We start from the raw sequence: 16257 nt of genomic DNA on the forward strand, positions 1-16257 counted from the left end.
CGATGCCGGGGGTCTGACATCGGATTCTCTATAAAGCCCGGCTTGGACTCAAATGCTTAAGTGAACAGCATTACGGCCTAAGCCGGGTTTTTATTAACTGCCGATCACTGCATCCAGGGCGGAGGCGGTTCTTCGGCAGTTTTGCTCGGTGGAGCATCGTCGGCAGCGCGGGCGGCCTGGCGACGATCTTCGTCCAGACGCGCGGCTTCGATTTCCCGCAACACGCCACCCACATCGGCCTCGTCTTCCGGTTCATCAAACTCGCCGGTCAACACCGTGGCTGGCGATAAGGTCCCTGCTTCGTAGTACGACCACATTTCCTTGGCGTACTTCGTTTTACGCAACTCAGGCGCAAAGCGGCCGAAGTAGGAAGCCATGTTGCCCACATCACGCTCCAGCATGCTGAACGCGTGGTTGTTACCCGCTGCGTCGACAGCCTGAGGCAAATCGATGATCACCGGGCCAGTCGGGGTCAACAGCACGTTGAACTCCGAAAGGTCACCATGCACCAAACCGGTACACAACATCAGTACGATCTGCTCGATCAAAAACTTGTGATATTCCCGAGCCTGATCCGGCTCCAGAACCACATCATTCAATCGCGGTGCGGCGTCGCCATACTCGTCGGCGATCATCTCCATGAGCAACACGCCTTCAAGGAAGTCGTATGGCTTGGGAACCCGAACGCCAGCGCCAGCCAGCCGGAACAGCGCCGCCACTTCGGCGTTCTGCCAGGCGTCCTCTGTTTCCTTGCGACCAAACTTGGAGCCCTTGGCCATCGCCCGTGCCTGACGACTGTTACGTACCTTACGGCCTTCCTGATACTCGGATGCCTGACGGAAACTGCGTTTATTTGCCTCCTTGTAAACCTTGGCACACCGCAGCTCATTGCCACAGCGCACCACATAAACAGCTGCCTCTTTACCGCTCATCAGCGGGCGCAGCACCTCGTCCACCAGACCGTCCTCGATCAGGGGTTCAATGCGTTTAGGAGTTTTCATCAGCTTTTATTGTGGGTCCTTCGTTGCCAAACACGCGATTGTTGCCCGTTATACGGCAATCCTCTGCCAGCGAGTAGTAGGAGCTGACGTTTGATGTGGATAGTTTCTGTCGGAAAAACCCTCATCGCCCCGATATAAAGCAGCTTTCATGCCGTTAGAGAGCAAAAAAACAAACCTGGATCTCAAGGTAAGAAACTTCAGCCACTGCACGCATTGCGTAAGGTAATCCGGTCAATTACTGCTTGAACAGTTCACCGGGAGTGAACCCGAACAACCCTTTGAAAGCCGCGATGAACGCCGAAGTCGAGTCGTAGCCGCAGGCCAGCGCCGTATTGGTTACGCTGTCACCATTCTCCAGCGCGCCAAGGGATGAAAGCAGCCGAGCACGCTGCCGCCAGCCACGGAAGCTCAAACCCGTTTCACGCTGGAACAGGCGCATCAAGGTTTTCTCCGAAGCGCCCAGACGTACTGCCCAATCGTGCAACGTGATCAACTGGCTCGGGTTTTCGATCAGTTCATTGCACAGTTCCAGAAGACGCGGGTGACGAGGCAAGGGCAACGAGAACCCCACTTCAGGCAGATGCGCCAACTGGTCCATGAGCACTTGCACCAGTCGCGCTTCGCTGGTGTCACCCAAGGGGTACTCGGCGGGTAAATGACAGAAGCTTTTGATCAGCTCCCGAGCCAAAGGCGTCACTTCCAGAACCCTACAGCGCTGCGGCGCCCAGCCGGAGTCCTCTTTGCGTACATACAGGCTGCGCATTTCTGCACGCATGGAGGTCACCACTTCATGCTCCAGCCCCGCCGGTATCCAGACACCCCACTGCGGGGGGGCAAAGAAACTGCCTTCGGCGGTATGCACGCCCAGAACACCACTGATCGCGTAGGAAAATTGCACCCACTCATGACGATGTGGCGGCGTCCATGATCCAGCGCTCAAGCTCTCGGCGCGGGCATACAATGGACGCGGCAATTCGCTCAATGCTGGAATCTGTCGCTCGCTGCCATGACGATGCATATGAATTTGTCCGTTAGCCGTTATGGAATGACCTTATGTCGCAAGACGGAAGTTTACGAGTGCGTTAGCCTTCGGACATCTATTTTTACAAACAATTGCCGAGCGCTTATGTCTGTCCTCAAACATCTCAAACGCGTCGTCACCGACTGGTTCCTCTGCGGGATGGTCCTGGCCACGGTTCTGGCCTACTTCTTCCCGGGCTTTGGTGCCACGGGTGGCGGCATGCATGCTGAATACGTCATCAACATCGGCGTGTTCGTGGTGTTCTTCCTGCACGGCGTCAATCTCTCCAGCGAGCAGATCAAAAACGGCCTGAAGAACTGGCGCCTGCACATCATGGTGCAGGTCTTCACGTTTGTGGTGTTCCCCATTATCTGGCTGGCCTGCGACAAGGCATTTGGTGCCTACGTTCCGGCATTGTTGATGCTGGGCTTCCTGTACCTGTGCGCACTGCCCTCGACCATTTCCTCTTCGGTGGCATTGACCGGCAGTGCAGGCGGCAACGTCCCTGCGGCGATTCTCAACGCCAGCATGTCCAGCGTGTTCGGCATTTTCATGACGCCGTGGCTGGTCAGTCTGGTCGTTGGTACCGGCTCTGGCGGCATCGACCTGGGTTCCACGTTGCTGAAACTGAGCCTGATGTTGCTGCTGCCACTCATCCTGGGCCAGTTGGTGCGTCCGTTGGTGGGCAAGTTTTTCGCCAGACACAAGAAGTACACCAACCTGATCGACAAGATCGTGATCCTGCTGCTGGTCTACGCGGCGTTCTGTAATTCGATGGTGTCGGGGCTGTGGCAAACCCAGGGCAACTCGGTCATCGCCATGGCCTTCGCAGGCAGTGCAGCATTGCTGGTAGTGATCCTGCTACTGACCACCGGCACGGCCCGCGTCCTGAAATTCAATCATGCGGACAAGGTGGCGGCGGTGTTCTGTGCGACCAAAAAGTCACTGGCGGCCGGTGCTCCGATGGCAGCGCTGATTTTTGGAAACAATCCGGGGCTGGGTCTGATCCTGCTGCCGATCATGATCTACCACCCGCTGCAATTGATCGTGTGTTCGGTGATGGCCGAGAATTATTCAAACCGGCACAAGCTGCAACTGTCGGCGGAAGCGCTGGAGGAAGCCCGGGCGGCGTGAGCAAACCCAATATCAGGTTAATACAGGACTTGTGGGAGTGGTCCCGGTATCCCTGACACCTCGCTGTCACTAAGCAAACGGATGACCCTGTAGGAGCCAACTTGTTGGCGAGACGTCGGACCCGCATCGTCAGAAATTCCGCTTCGCCAACAAGTTAGCTCCTACAAGGTCCGCGTTTCAAATCCATTATTGGAGTGATGTTTGATAGGAGCTGGGCTTGCCCGCGATAAGGACACCTCGGTCTATCCTAGATCGCATCCAGCCTTATCGCGGGCAAGCCCAGCTCCCACAATGCATTCCAATATTGGCAGTTGTGTCCATTCTCATCACCGCTCAAGAATCGCCGTAACCCCCTGCCCGCCCGCGGCGCAGATGGATATCAACCCTCTCCCTTCTCCCGCGACACTCAACAACTTGGCCAGGTTGGCGACGATACGTCCGCCCGTCGCGGCAAACGGGTGACCGGCGGCCAACGAGCTGCCTTTGACATTCATCTTGCTGCGGTCAATTGAGCCCAGAGGCGCGTCCAGCCCAAGCCGGGTCTGGCAATAATCTGCGTCCTCCCAGGCCTTCAGCGTACATAACACCTGCGCGGCGAACGCTTCGTGAATCTCGTAGTAGTCGAAGTCCTGCAAGGTCAGGCCATTGCGCGCCAACAGCCGAGGCACGGCATAGGCTGGCGCCATCAGCAGGCCCTCTTTGCCGTTGACGAAATCCACCGCCGCAGACTCTCCATCACGCAGATAAGCCAATACAGGCAGGCCGCGATCTCGGGCCCACTCTTCACTGGCCAGCAGCACCAATGAAGCTCCGTCAGTCAGCGGTGTGGAGTTGCCCGCTGTCAGCGTGCCCTTGGCGCTGCGCTCGAACGCGGATTTCAGGCTGGCGAGCTTGTCTAGGGTCAGGTCCGGACGCAGGTTGTTGTCGCGGGTCAGGCCCTGAAACGGTGTGATCAAATCGTTCTGCCAGCCTTCGGCATACGCTGCGGCCATTTTCAGATGGCTTTCCAGCGCCAACTGGTCCTGTGCATCGCGAGGGATATTCCAGGTTTGCGCCATCAATTCGCAGTGCTGCCCCATGGACAGACCGGTGCGCGGTTCGCCATTGCGTGGCAACTCAGGCTTGAGATTATGCGGACGCAATTGCAACAAAAGTTTAAGTTTGTCGCCTACGGACTTGGCCCGGTTAACCTGCAGCAAAATGTTACGTAAATCTTCGTTCACGCCAATCGGCGCATCGGAAGTGGTATCCACCCCGCCCGCAATACCGCATTCGATCTGTCCCAAGGCGATTTTGTTGGCCACCAGCAACGCCGCTTCCAGCCCGGTGCCGCAGGCCTGTTGCAGATCATAGGCAGGCGTCTGCGGGGACAGGCGCGAGCCCAGCACGCACTCGCGGGTCAGGTTGAAGTCCCGGGAATGCTTGAGCACAGCCCCGGCAACGACCTCGCCCATGCGCAGGCCATGCAGGTTGAAACGCTCGATCAAACCCTCCAGCGCGGCGGTCAGCATGTCCTGATTGCTCGCGGTGGCGTAAGGGCCGTTGGAGCGAGCAAATGGAATACGGTTACCGCCGACGATGGCGACCCGGCGTGGCTGATTCATTGAAAACTCCCTTTATTGATACGGATTCGCTGATGAGCAGCGTAGGGGATACTCGAACGAACGTCGCTTGAGTGTGGTCAACTCCTTTGAACCCCGACTCAAGGAGAGTGTTCCATGCCGTCTGATCGCTACATAGATTTTGCCAACTCTGACCTGGGCAGCCGCCTGGTTGGCGCTGTTGGCCTTCCTAAACCGGTCAGACTGGAACGCTGGCAGGCTGGACGTCTGCGCCCTGTTGAAGGCTCGCTGCTGATCAGCGCAGGACCGCTGGCCGATCAGGTCCGGCTATTTGCTCCTCGCTTGACCGAGTCGATCTACAGCTTTGGCTCGGAGGTACCCGGCGCAACCGCCTGGGTTGCCGATCAGGGCCCGAAAATCAAAGCGGTAGTCTTCGATGCCAGCGCTTTTACGCGCACCGAAGACCTCAAGCAATTACGCGAATTCTTTCAGCCTTTGTTGAAAAAGCTCGATTACAGCGCGCATGTAGTGATTCTCGGCCACGCACCCGCCAGCCTCAGCGAGCCGCTTGCCGCCAGCACCCAACAAGCACTCGAAGGCTTCAGCCGTTCGCTGGCCAAAGAAATGCGCAACGGCGGCACCGTACAACTGCTGCAGGTGGACAATGGAGCGGAGGATCAGCTTGAAGGTGCGCTGCGGTTTTTCCTGTCACCCAAGAGCGCGTTTATCTCCGGCCAGGTTATCCGCCTGAGTGCTTGCCCGTCACAGGTTCAGGACTGGAGTCGGCCGCTCAGCGGTCGCAGAGCTTTGGTAACCGGCGCTGCACGCGGTATCGGTGCAGCGATTGCCGAAACCCTGGCTCGTGACGGTGCAGAAGTGGTCTTGCTCGATGTGCCTCAGGCCAAATCAGACCTTGATGCTCTGGCAGCACGACTGGGCGGCAAAGCCCTGACGCTGGACATTGGCGCGGCCGACGCGGGCGCACAATTGATCGAACATCTGCAGGGCGACATCGACATTCTGGTGCATAACGCCGGGATCACCCGGGACAAGACGCTGGCTAATATGTCTGCCGATTTCTGGGATTCAGTGCTCTCGGTCAATCTCAACGCGCCTCAAGTATTGACTGAAGCGCTGCTGGACAGCGGTACCCTGCGCGACAACGGTCGCGTCATTCTGCTGGCTTCGATCAGCGGACTTTCGGGCAATCGCGGCCAAACCAATTACGCCACCAGCAAGGCCGGCCTGATCGGTCTGGCGCGGGCAATGGCACCCACTTTGAGCGAGCGCGGCATCAGTATCAATGCTGTGGCTCCCGGCTTTATCGAAACCAAAATGACCTCAAGCATGCCGTTTGCCCTGCGCGAAGCGGGCCGCCGCATGAGCTCCCTGGGTCAGGGCGGTTTGCCGCAGGACGTGGCTGAGGCGGTTGCCTGGCTGGCACAGCCGGGTGCCGGTGCGGTCAGTGGTCAAGTGCTGCGGGTCTGTGGTCAGAGCGTCATCGGCGCATAAAGCGCGAGACAATAAACAAGAGCAAGGAGATGCACGATGAGCGCTCACTGGCGATACCTGGATTCCCTGCCGACACTGCCGAACCTGTTCGTCCAGGCCGCGCTGCGGCGCAAGGTGACCGGCACTGAACTGCCTGATATCGGCTTGCGTTGCTGGACGTCCGTGGACCCGCAAAAGCTGTCTCAGTACCGCGAAGTGTGCGGTTTCAGCGAAAACAGCCTGCTGCCGCCGACTTATCCACACGTGCTGGCGTTCAATCTGCAAATGCAATTGATGACGGCCAAGGACTTCCCCTTCCCGTTGCTGGGGCTGGTTCATCTGGCTAACAGGATCAGAATTCATCGGCCGCTAGGCAGCGTGAACAAGGTGTACATCGGTGTAAAAGCTGAAAACCTTCAGCCTCACGACAAAGGCGCCACGTTCGATCTGATCACTCAGGTTGAAGACTCAATGGGTCTGCTCTGGGAAGAAGAAAGCACGATGCTGTGTCGGGACGTGAAACTGGAAGGTGCAGCGAGTGGCGATTATCAGCCTGCGGATATGCCCATGACAGAAGTTGCACGCTGGCGTGCGGCGGCGGAAATTGGCCGACGTTATGCCAAGGTGTCCGGCGACTACAATCCGATCCACCTGAGCGGGCCAAGCGCCAAACTGTTCGGCTTCCCGAAGGCGATTGCCCATGGCATGTGGCTCAAGGCAAGAACCCTGGCCTTTCTGACAAATCATCTTCCGGCGTCGAACGTCGATATCAGAGTGCAGTTCCAGAAGCCGGTGCGCTTGCCCAGCGAGATTGTGCTGTCGGCCAGCGCAGCGGGCTCCCATGGCCAATTCCGCCTGGAAGGTGCACCGGGGTTGGTGCATATGGTGGGGGGTTGGCAGCCGGTGACGGAGGTTGTCGAATAACTGTTGGAGCGAGGCTTGCCCGCGAAGAACGATGACACGGTGTGTCTGACATATCGCGTCGTCTTCTTCGCGGGCAAGCCTCGCTCCAACAGAGAAAACTTACATCAAGGCTTCTTCTTGCGTGGCCCTGTGTTGAACACCGGGACTTTACGCACTGGCTTGGCCGACGGCGCTTCCGGCGCGGCGTCGCCACTGTCGATCCACTTGCCCAGGTTACGTTTACCACCACCAGAAGTTTTGGGTTTCTTCGGCTTTTTCGGTTTCTTCAGAATCTGGCCGCTGGCATCTGTGGTCGGCACGCGGTGCTCAGGTTCGAAATCCGGTTCATCTTCACGACGCAACGTCTGACGGGTCAGGGTCTCGATTGCTGACAGCAATTCCACTTCGTCAGCGCACACCAGCGAAATGGCCTCGCCCGTCAGGCCTGCCCGGCCGGTGCGACCAATGCGGTGAATGTAGTCCTCGGCAACGATCGGCAGGTCGAAGTTGACCACCGTCGGCAAATCATCGATATCCAGACCGCGCGCAGCAACGTCGGTCGCTACCAGAATCTGTACTTCGCTGGCCTTGAAACGATCCAGCGCCCGCTGACGTGTAGCTTGTGGCTTGTCGCCGTGGATACCGTCAGAACTGATGCCCAATCCCTGCAAACGATCCACCAGTTGATCAACGCCAACGCGCGTCTTGGCGAACACCAGAACCTGAGACCAGCGCAGTTTTTTCAGCAGATGGATGAACAACTCGGGTTTGCGCTTCTTGTCGACCGTCACTACCCACTGTTTGACCGAAGACGCCGCCACATTGCGCGGGCTGACCTCAATGGTCAGTGGGTCGTCGAGCATCTGCCCGGCCAACTGGCGGATGGCGTCGGAGAAGGTCGCAGAGAACAGCAGGGTCTGACGTTTTTTTGGAAGCGCCTTGTAGATGTCGCGCAGTTCCTCGGAGAAGCCCAGATCAAGCATGCGATCCGCCTCGTCGAGGATCAGGGTTTGCAACTGGGAGAACTTCACCGCGTTCTGGCGGTAGAGGTCGAGCAAGCGGCCTGGAGTAGCGACCAGCACATCGACGCCCTTGCGCAGTTTCATCATCTGCGGGTTGATGCTCACGCCTCCGTAGACCGCGTAAGTGCTCAGCGGAAGGTGTTCGGCGTACTGACGAATATTCTCGTGGACCTGCTCGGCCAACTCACGGGTCGGCACCAGCACCAGCGCACGCACCGAGTTGGGAGTGACTTTCGGGCCTTCCATGGTCAGGCGTTGCAGCAATGGCAAGGCGAAACCGGCAGTTTTGCCAGTACCGGTCTGGGCGGCGGCCATCAGGTCACGCCCGGCCAGGACCGGTGGAATCGCCTGCGCCTGAACAGGCGTCGGAGTCTGGTAGCCGAGCGTTTCAAGAGCGCGCAGCAGGGGTTCGATCAGGCCGAGTGTGGCGAATGTCATTTGAATACCGTAGATAAATCACGCGAGATGGCGCGCAGTTTACCCTGTCCGGACTATTCCGGCCCGCACCGCCTGCGGCTTTCGCCATTAGCCCGGGTCAATCTGCTGTAGATACTGGCAACAAGGCAATAGAAGACGCCTTTAAAATCCGCGCTGGCGTTTGATGGCGTCGCTGATTTTCGCCGCGGGCACTTTTTGCAGCGTGCAGAGCAATTGGTGGGAGATCGCAGAAAGGCCATGGGTGTGGCGCAGTTCATTGGTCAGATACGCGGTCAGGTTGGCAGCCATTTCGGCATCGGCCATGGCCCGGTGAGCCTTGCCGGTGTTGGGCAGGCGTGCATAGCTGGTCAGGGTGCCAAGCTTGTGATTGGGAGCAGTCGGCATCAGGCGTCGCGCCAACAGCAATGAGCAGGCAAAGCTTTGTTGGCGGCTGCGCTCGATGCGTGACAGCTCGTAGTCCCAGAACTTCTGGTCGAACGAGGCGTTATGCGCCACCAGCGGTATCGTGCCCACAAAATCAGCCACGTCACTCATGACCCGCTCGGCCGACGGCGCGGTACGAATCATGCTGTTGCTGATACCGGTCAGCGACTCAATGAAGCCTGGAATTCGCACACCGGCGTTCATCAGGCTTTGAAAACGATCAACGATGCGCCCCTGCTCCATGATCACCACAGCAATCTCCGTGGCACGGCAGCCCTGGCCGGGAGAAATACCAGTGGTTTCAAAGTCGATGACCGCTACTTGTTCCAACACTTGATGAACCTTTGAAAAATCAACGTAAAAGCAATGCGCCTTCGATGGGCACGTAACGAGTGGCGGCGCGAATCAGCGAGTTGGCGGTCAGCCCCGGCACGCCATAGGCAACCGCTTCGACGCCATGTTTGCTGATGATGCGCTCAAGCAACAAATCGAAATCGCCATCGCCGGAAGCCAGCACCACTTCGTCGACCTGTGGCGCGACGTCCATGATATCGATGGTGATGCCCACGTCCCAGTCACCTTTGGCCGAACCATCGCTGCGCTGGATGTAGGGCTTGAGTTTGACGGTGAAGCCGAGGTTGCGGAGGATTTGCTGGAATTGCTGCTGCTTGCTGTCGCCACGGTCGATGGCATAGGCGTAAGCCTCAACAATTTCCCCACGCTTGCTGATATCCGCCCACAACGCCGCATAGTTGAAATGGCAACCATGGGCCTGACGGACGGTGTAATAGAGGTTCTGTACATCGGCGAACACAGCGATTTTCTTCACCGGTAATCCTCATGACGCAGCAGCGCAGCCAAACGACAACGCCGATTCAGAAGTTGAATCGGCGCTTAGTATGCCAGTTTCGTGGGTGCCCCGGGCATTGGCGCCAACACCCGATTGTTGTAGGAGCTGCCGCAGGCTGCGAACAGCGGTGTATCAGGCGGAATGGCTATCGCAGCCTTCGGCAGCTCCTACAAGTATTCATCAACGCTTGAATCAAACAAACGAATCATCATCCCCGCCATCAAAACCGCCGTCATCCCAGCCGCCTTGATCGCTGCCGTATGAATCGTTGCTGGTCACACTCTCTTGGTTATCGTTCCAGCCGCCACCGGAATCCTGAGGGCTATGATCAGCAACCTGAGCAGGCTCTTCTTTGATGACTTCGACAACTTCTTCAGGCTGATTGTGACTGCCGAACATGCTGCTCAGACCTTGCGCGAGCATTACACCACCGGCGACGCCCGCTGCGGTTTGCAACGCGCCACCGAGAAAACCACCACCGCGTGGAGCCTGCTGTTGCGGAGCGGCGTAGTTACCCTGATTACCTTGCGGCGCGTTATAAGGCGGCGGGCTGGAAGGACCACCGTCGCGCCAGCCACCACCGGACGAGGCTGGCGGCTGGGAGAAGGACTGCTGCGGCTGAGACTGCGGACGATTGCCACCGCCCCCGAAGATGCTCGACAGAAACCCACCACCGCCCTGCGCCGGAGCCGAAGAGCCCTGAGCCTTCGCCTGCTGAAGTTCAGCCTGCAAACGCTGGATTTGCTCGTCGCGCTCTTTGACCTGCTGGTTGAGCTGATTCACTGCCGCTTCCTGCACCAGAATCGCCTGCGCCATGTAATAAGGCGCGGCGGGCTGCTGGTTGAGATGCTCCTTGATCCTGGCTTCAGCCTCGACGTCACGGGGGGCTGAACCGGTTTCGGCACTTTTCAGTTTGCTGAAAAGACCATCGATCAGGGTTTGCTCTTCGCTGTTCATGGCGACCTCGTTAGATTGCCGTTAAAAATCTTCGCCTGGCCGAATAGCCAACGCGTAAGCAAGGTAATGGGGCTAATCCGGGGCGTTTCAATAGACTGTCGTAAATGTTAAGAAGGCTCTGGCCGGTGCCTGGTTAGCCAGCTAAAGTGACCGACTGCTTTTTCTGTGACCCGATCCTAATGAACCCGCTGACCATTCTTACCGACTCCCTGTACTTTTTCCGGCGCAACCTGACGAGCATCGTGGTGCTGTGTCTACCGCTGGTCATCGTCGAGGCGCTGGCCAAGCAGGTGCTGAGCAGTTCGCTGGCGGCCAACACTTCATCGACTTACGAGTTACTGATCGGTGTGTTGTTCTACCCGCTCTACACCTGTGCCCTGATCCTGTTTCTGGATGCACGCACCCGTGGTGGTGACCAGCCTGGAACGCTTGACCTGCTCGCCATGGCATTACGCATGTGGCCGACCTTCGCCGTGCTCTCGGCGCTGAGCACGCTGCTGATCCTGTTTGGTCTGTCGCTGTTTATCCTTCCCGGTATCTGGGTGATGGTCAGACTGGTGTTCTCGGAGTACCTGCTGGTACTGCGCGGCCTGACGCCGCTGATGGCGATGCGCGCAAGCTTCGAGATGAGCCAGGGTCATTTCGTACGTATCCTGACCTGCGTGCTGTGCATCTATATTCCCCTGTCGCTGCTCGAAGGAAGCGCTTATCTCCTGCTCCCGGAGAAGCCAAATGAGGCCGCCGTTTTGCTGATCAACGTCGTCAGCAGCTTCCTGCAACTGTTCACCAGCGTGGTGATGTTTCGCCTGTTCATGCTACTCAACGAACCGCCTGAACAACCCGAAGAGCTGGAGTAAACGAGACGAAGGCTGCCAATCATGTTCCAGTCGGGCTATGCTCGGGTTTGCACTTTTTCCGAAACCCTGCAACGCGACCTTCTGACTGAACGCAACGCGTTCTAAGCCGAGCCGATGAGCCGCTTGATCCGTTTCATGCTGATTCTTGTATTGCTGGCCGGCGTGCTGCTGGGGCTGGTCTACACCCTGACCTGGCGCCCTGTACCCCGCGAAGAACTGCCTGTCAGCTGCAGTCCTGCTGATAAAGCACCGCGTTTGATACCCGGGCAAGCGCTCAAGGTGATGACCTGGAACATCCAGTATCTGGCGGGCAAGCGTTACGTGTTCTGGTATGACGTGACTGATGGCAGCGGTCAGGACGAGCGGCCAACGCCGGAAGATGTCGCCTTCAACCTTGATGAAGTCGCCCGGGTGATTCGCGACGAACAGCCGGACATCGTCCTGTTGCAGGAAGTGAACGACGGCGCGAAGAACACCGATTACGACGATCAACTGGCGCTGCTGCAAGAGCGCGTCACCGACCTGTATCCCTGCAGCTCCGAGGCGTTTTACTGGAAAGCCGATTTCGTCCCGAATCGGCACATCGCAGGCAGCGTCGGCATGAAACTCGCGACCCTGAGCCGATTCGAAATCGACCGGGCCGAACGCATTCAGCTACCGATTCGCGACGCCAACCTGATCAGTCGACAGTTCCAGCGCAAACCCGCATTGCTGGTCAGTTACCTGCCCCTGCGCGACGGCGGTCATCTGGCTGTGATCAACACCCATCTGGACACATTCATTGAAGGCGACGACGCCATGCAGCGTCAGGTGCAGGCGACCAGTAAGCTGCTCGACAAATTCGAAGCCACTGGCACGCCCTGGTTGATCGGCGGGGATTTCAACCTGCTGCCGCTGGGTCAGTATCAACGTCTGCCTGCCGAACAGCGCTCGTTGTATCAGCCAGACAGCCAGCTGCATGTGCTGTGGGACAAATACCCGATGATCCCGAACAACGTTGAAGTCGGCGGCATTGATCGCGCGAAATGGCTAACGCACTTTCCCAATGATCCGCGCGTCAGTGGCCCTGACCGCACCGTGGATTACCTGTTTTTCAGCCCGCGACTCAAACGTGTGGGGGCGGCTGTGCGCCAGGAAGATACGCTGCTGATCTCCAATCATTTGCCAGTGATTGGGCGGTTTTTGTTGCCGGTGTTGCCCTGAAGCCCATTGAATCGCGCCAATATCAGGCTCGCCCTCCTCTGTGGGACCGAATTTATTCGGGAAGGCATTATTTCAAGCAATACATAGGCTGCGAATGTACCGGCCCATTCGCGAATGAATTCGCTCCCACAGAAATGTATTGGCAAGCCAACATGGGATCGTCCAAAACGAGCGTGTCACTCTGGTGGTTATGGTGGATAAGTGAGCGTTATTGAAAACTATTCGGTGATCGACAATCCTGGATCATCTGATCGCGGTGCCAACTCTCAAGGCTTGAGCGTGTGGGAGCTGTTGCCTACCGGAGTCGCATGGTCTTTTCTTGGGTGTTCTCACAAAATCGAAAATCCCCAGAAACTGATTCCCGAATTATTAGTGGACGCTACTGGCATAGCGGTTGTGATTGCTCCCTTTGATATCAAAGGAAATGAAGCCTTGATTATCAAGCCTGACGGCGACCTGATGTGGGATGTCCGCGCGGCTGCAAAAACCGTAGTCGGCCAAGGAATTTTTTCTGATGTCTATTATGTGTCCGGGCAACTGTGCTTCTTTGTAAACATCAATAATCTGGATTACAGATTTTCGTTTGATGTTGTTTCTGGAGCGGTCGGTGAGTTGATGCCTTCATATTGAATTCATCTCGTAACCATCTGATGTAGTTGGCTGTTTTTTGTTGTCGGCGTTGCCCTGAGTTCGCGAACTTGAACAGATATCTGTAGGAGCTCACGAGCACCGCGAGGCAGCGATGGCGGTGTGTCAGGCAAATCGCTATCGCGGCCTCGCGGTGCTCGTACGCTCCTACAGATTCAGCGTTTGCTGCGCGATAGGGTTGTGGCAGGCACAGAAGGCGCTCTCCTAAAGCGCCTTCACTTCCTCGGCTTGATCCGCGCCGTCGGCTCGGCAATCAGCGGGTCATCCGGCCAATAGTGCTTGGGGTATCTTCCTTTCAAATCCTTCTTCACTTCGGCATAGGTACTGCGCCAGAAGTTGGCCAGGTCTTGTGTGACCTGCACCGGACGGCGGGCCGGGGACAGCAGGTGCAGTTTGACGATCTGCCGCCCGTTGGCGATGCGTGGTGTATCTGCCAGACCAAACAGCTCTTGCAGGCGCACGGCGAGAATCGGCGGGTGTTCGCTGTAATCCAGACGCACCGATGAACCCGACGGAACGCTCAAGTGGTGTGGCGCCAGCTCATCCAGACGCTGAGGCAAAGGCCACGGCAGCAGGTTGTGCAGGATCGACGACAGGTCCAGATTACTGAAATGGCTGAGCCGCGAGACCTTGCCCAGATACGGCAGCAACCAGATTTCCAGCCGCTCAAGCAAACCGGCGTTACTGACATCCGGCCATTCGCTGCTGTCTTTCTGCTCAAGATCCAGCGAACGCAACAGGCCGACCCGCGCCTGCCATTGGCGCAGTTCGGGTGTCCACGGCAGCAGCTCAAGACCTTTACGGCGCACCAAAGCCAGCAAAGCCTGACCTTTGGCGGACTCGTCCAGCCCGGCCAGCGGCTCACGACTTAGAATCAACTCCCCCACCTTGCGCTGCCGCTCGGCACGGAACACACCTTCGCGCTCATCCCAATCCAGTTGGTCGAGCTGAACCACTTGTTCCGCCAACACCGAATCAAACAACGCAGGATCGAACTCGGCTGCCATGTAGATACGCTCTTCGCGCTGACCCTGACGACTGCCAAGGTCGGCGATAACCAACCACGGTTGCTTCATCAACGCATCGACTTCGGCAAACAAGGCGGCACGACCATTGGCCAGGCGGTATTCCGCACCACCCGCCTTGCGTTGTTGCGCAACCCGGTCGGGATACGCCAGCGCCAGCAGCGCGCCAAGCCAGCGCGGATGGTCTGGGTCGCTGACGGGTTCAGACACAGAACCGCGCAAATAGCCGCGATATTGGCGAGCCAGTTGTTTGGCCCGTTGCACGCCGCCTTGAGCGCCACGGGCAGCACGCTCACTGCCATCGAGCAGCGTCAGACGACTGTGCAGATCGGCACCGGCACCACGCAAAATGTCGCGCTCGCCAAGCAGTGCAGCAACATCGCAGGCCAGACTGCCAAGGCCCAGCGCCTGACCGCGCAGGAGCAAATGGGCGATACGCGGGTGAGCGGGCAACTCAGCCATGGCCTGACCATGAGGGGTGAGTTTGGGCTCTTGCCCCGGCTCACGGGTCAGCGCGCCCAGACGGACCAACAAATCCTGAGCCTGGCCGTAAGCCGCAGCGGGCGGTACATCGAGCCAGACCAGCTGTGTTGGCGTTACGCCCCAGCGCGCCAGTTGCAAGGCTAAACCCGCGAGATCGGCCTGAAGAATTTCCGCTGCACCGTAAGCAGCCAATTGTTCATGTTGAGCTTCGGACCACAGCCGATAACACACTCCCGGCTCCAGCCGCCCTGCTCGACCCGCGCGCTGAGTTGCGCTGGCACGGGAGATGCGTTGGGTGTCGAGGCGGGTCATGCCGCTGCCCGGATCGAAACGCGGGACTCGCGCCAACCCGGCGTCGATCACCACGCGCACGCCATCAATGGTCAGGCTGGTTTCGGCAATATTCGTCGCCAGCACCACTTTGCGAGCGCCTTCAGGCGCTGGCTCAATGGCGGCACGCTGGGCGCTCAGATCCAGCTCGCCATGTAACGGGCACAGGAGAATATCGGACCTTGAGCCCAGAGCATCCTCCAGTTGCTGATTGACCCGTCGAATCTCGGCCTGCCCCGGCAAGAACACCAGCAGGCTGCCGCTTTGATCGTTGATCGCATCCAGCACCGTCTGCACCACACGCGGCTCAATGAATTCGCCGGGCTGAAACGGTCGCCCCCACTGCATCTGCACCAGGAACATCCGACCGTCGCTGCGCACCACCGGCGCATCGTCGAGCAAACTGGACAGCCGCTCGCCCTCCAGAGTGGCCGACATCAGCAAGATCTTCAGCGGTTGCTCGTCGCGAAACAGGTCGCGGCCGTTCAGGCTCAGGGCCAACGCCAGATCGGCATCCAGGCTGCGCTCGTGGAACTCGTCAAAAATCAGCAAGCCCACGCCTTCCAGCGCCGGATCATCCTGCAAGCGTCGGGTCAGAATGCCTTCGGTGACGACTTCAATACGGGTATTGGGCCCTACCCTGCTTTCCAGACGGATCCGGTAGCCGACCGTTTCACCCACCCTTTCGCCTAGCTCACTGGCCAGTCGTTCAGCCGCTGCCCGCGCTGCCAGACGGCGCGGTTCGAGCATGAGAATGGTTTGCCCGGCCAGCCAGGTTTCCTCAAGCAACGCCAACGGCACGCGCGTGGTTTTGCCTGCGCCGGGCGGGGCTTCGAGCACCGCTTCATGGCGCTCGGACAGCGCCTGGCGCAGGTCGGGTAAAACAGCATCGATGGGCAGGGAAATCAT

At 58.3% G+C, this 16257-nt stretch carries 14 protein-coding genes; 6 read left to right on the forward strand and 8 right to left on the reverse strand.

Going from position 1 to position 16257, the window contains the following annotated elements:
• Positions 1 to 104 precede the first annotated feature (104 nt).
• On the reverse strand, positions 105 to 1001 hold the full coding sequence (locus RX972_RS22950) for a PA4780 family RIO1-like protein kinase (RefSeq protein ID WP_027898139.1): 897 nt from the start codon (positions 999 to 1001) through the stop codon (positions 105 to 107).
• 235 nt (positions 1002 to 1236) lie between these two features.
• Complete coding sequence (locus RX972_RS22955) at positions 1237 to 2043, reverse strand: AraC family transcriptional regulator (protein WP_410478253.1); 807 nt, start codon at positions 2041 to 2043, stop codon at positions 1237 to 1239.
• Positions 2044 to 2127: 84 nt separating this feature from the next.
• Here RX972_RS22955 and RX972_RS22960 point away from each other — a divergent pair, with 84 nt between their 5' ends.
• On the forward strand, positions 2128 to 3156 hold the full coding sequence (locus tag RX972_RS22960) for a bile acid:sodium symporter family protein (protein ID WP_099269460.1): 1029 nt from the start codon (positions 2128 to 2130) through the stop codon (positions 3154 to 3156).
• Positions 3157 to 3482: 326 nt separating this feature from the next.
• Here the strand turns inward: RX972_RS22960 and RX972_RS22965 are convergent, their stop codons facing one another.
• On the reverse strand, positions 3483 to 4760 hold the full coding sequence (locus tag RX972_RS22965) for an acetyl-CoA C-acetyltransferase (RefSeq protein ID WP_316878783.1): 1278 nt from the start codon (positions 4758 to 4760) through the stop codon (positions 3483 to 3485).
• 114 nt (positions 4761 to 4874) lie between these two features.
• Here RX972_RS22965 and RX972_RS22970 point away from each other — a divergent pair, with 114 nt between their 5' ends.
• Together RX972_RS22970 and RX972_RS22975 are read left to right on the forward strand one after the other, a co-directional pair.
• Entirely contained in the window at positions 4875 to 6230 is a 1356-nt protein-coding gene (locus RX972_RS22970; protein ID WP_316878786.1) for a 3-oxoacyl-ACP reductase, read from the forward strand.
• A gap of 36 nt (positions 6231 to 6266) precedes the next feature.
• Complete coding sequence (locus RX972_RS22975; RefSeq protein ID WP_099269457.1) at positions 6267 to 7133, forward strand: MaoC family dehydratase; 867 nt, start codon at positions 6267 to 6269, stop codon at positions 7131 to 7133.
• Positions 7134 to 7237: 104 nt separating this feature from the next.
• Here the strand turns inward: RX972_RS22975 and RX972_RS22980 are convergent, their stop codons facing one another.
• The 4 genes from RX972_RS22980 to RX972_RS22995 form a co-directional block, all read right to left on the reverse strand.
• Positions 7238 to 8572, reverse strand: coding sequence for a DEAD/DEAH box helicase (locus RX972_RS22980; RefSeq protein WP_316878789.1), 1335 nt, complete (start codon positions 8570 to 8572; stop codon positions 7238 to 7240).
• Between the two features lie 141 nt (positions 8573 to 8713).
• Positions 8714 to 9325, reverse strand: a complete 612-nt coding sequence (locus RX972_RS22985; RefSeq protein ID WP_027902938.1) for a PolC-type DNA polymerase III — start codon at positions 9323 to 9325, stop codon at positions 8714 to 8716.
• A 22-nt stretch (positions 9326 to 9347) separates the two neighbouring features.
• A complete protein-coding gene (locus RX972_RS22990; RefSeq protein WP_099269455.1) occupies positions 9348 to 9824 on the reverse strand; it encodes an NYN domain-containing protein in 477 nt (158 codons plus the stop codon).
• A 213-nt stretch (positions 9825 to 10037) separates the two neighbouring features.
• Complete coding sequence (locus RX972_RS22995) at positions 10038 to 10802, reverse strand: DUF2076 domain-containing protein (protein ID WP_099269454.1); 765 nt, start codon at positions 10800 to 10802, stop codon at positions 10038 to 10040.
• A 179-nt stretch (positions 10803 to 10981) separates the two neighbouring features.
• Here RX972_RS22995 and RX972_RS23000 point away from each other — a divergent pair, with 179 nt between their 5' ends.
• The 3 genes from RX972_RS23000 to RX972_RS23010 all read left to right on the forward strand — a co-directional run bounded on the left by RX972_RS23000 (position 10982) and on the right by RX972_RS23010 (position 13492).
• Positions 10982 to 11659 (forward strand): YciC family protein, encoded by a 678-nt coding sequence (locus tag RX972_RS23000; RefSeq protein WP_316878794.1) that lies wholly within the window; start codon positions 10982 to 10984, stop codon positions 11657 to 11659.
• Between the two features lie 114 nt (positions 11660 to 11773).
• Positions 11774 to 12862 (forward strand): endonuclease/exonuclease/phosphatase family protein, encoded by a 1089-nt coding sequence (locus RX972_RS23005; protein ID WP_122707091.1) that lies wholly within the window; start codon positions 11774 to 11776, stop codon positions 12860 to 12862.
• A 201-nt stretch (positions 12863 to 13063) separates the two neighbouring features.
• Positions 13064 to 13492: a hypothetical protein gene (locus RX972_RS23010; RefSeq protein ID WP_231675620.1), complete on the forward strand. Its 429-nt coding sequence runs from the start codon at positions 13064 to 13066 to the stop codon at positions 13490 to 13492.
• A 233-nt stretch (positions 13493 to 13725) separates the two neighbouring features.
• Here the strand turns inward: RX972_RS23010 and hrpB are convergent, their stop codons facing one another.
• Positions 13726 to 16257, reverse strand: a complete 2532-nt coding sequence (gene hrpB, locus RX972_RS23015; protein ID WP_316878797.1) for an ATP-dependent helicase HrpB — start codon at positions 16255 to 16257, stop codon at positions 13726 to 13728.

This window comes from Pseudomonas syringae group sp. J309-1, from assembly GCF_032582135.1.
In the GTDB taxonomy this organism is placed as follows: Bacteria; Pseudomonadota; Gammaproteobacteria; order Pseudomonadales; family Pseudomonadaceae; genus Aquipseudomonas; species Aquipseudomonas quasicaspiana.

Coding starts and splice junctions, on each gene's coding strand:
- RX972_RS23005 (WP_122707091.1), top strand. CDS start 11,774: ATGAGCCGCTTGATCCGTTTCATGCTGATTCTTGTATTGCTGGCCGGC.
- RX972_RS22960 (WP_099269460.1), top strand. CDS start 2,128: ATGTCTGTCCTCAAACATCTCAAACGCGTCGTCACCGACTGGTTCCTC.
- hrpB (WP_316878797.1), bottom strand. CDS start 16,257: ATGATTTCCCTGCCCATCGATGCTGTTTTACCCGACCTGCGCCAGGCG.
- RX972_RS23000 (WP_316878794.1), top strand. CDS start 10,982: ATGAACCCGCTGACCATTCTTACCGACTCCCTGTACTTTTTCCGGCGC.
- RX972_RS22975 (WP_099269457.1), top strand. CDS start 6,267: ATGAGCGCTCACTGGCGATACCTGGATTCCCTGCCGACACTGCCGAAC.
- RX972_RS22950 (WP_027898139.1), bottom strand. CDS start 1,001: ATGAAAACTCCTAAACGCATTGAACCCCTGATCGAGGACGGTCTGGTG.
- RX972_RS22980 (WP_316878789.1), bottom strand. CDS start 8,572: ATGACATTCGCCACACTCGGCCTGATCGAACCCCTGCTGCGCGCTCTT.
- RX972_RS22965 (WP_316878783.1), bottom strand. CDS start 4,760: ATGAATCAGCCACGCCGGGTCGCCATCGTCGGCGGTAACCGTATTCCA.
- RX972_RS22970 (WP_316878786.1), top strand. CDS start 4,875: ATGCCGTCTGATCGCTACATAGATTTTGCCAACTCTGACCTGGGCAGC.
- RX972_RS22995 (WP_099269454.1), bottom strand. CDS start 10,802: ATGAACAGCGAAGAGCAAACCCTGATCGATGGTCTTTTCAGCAAACTG.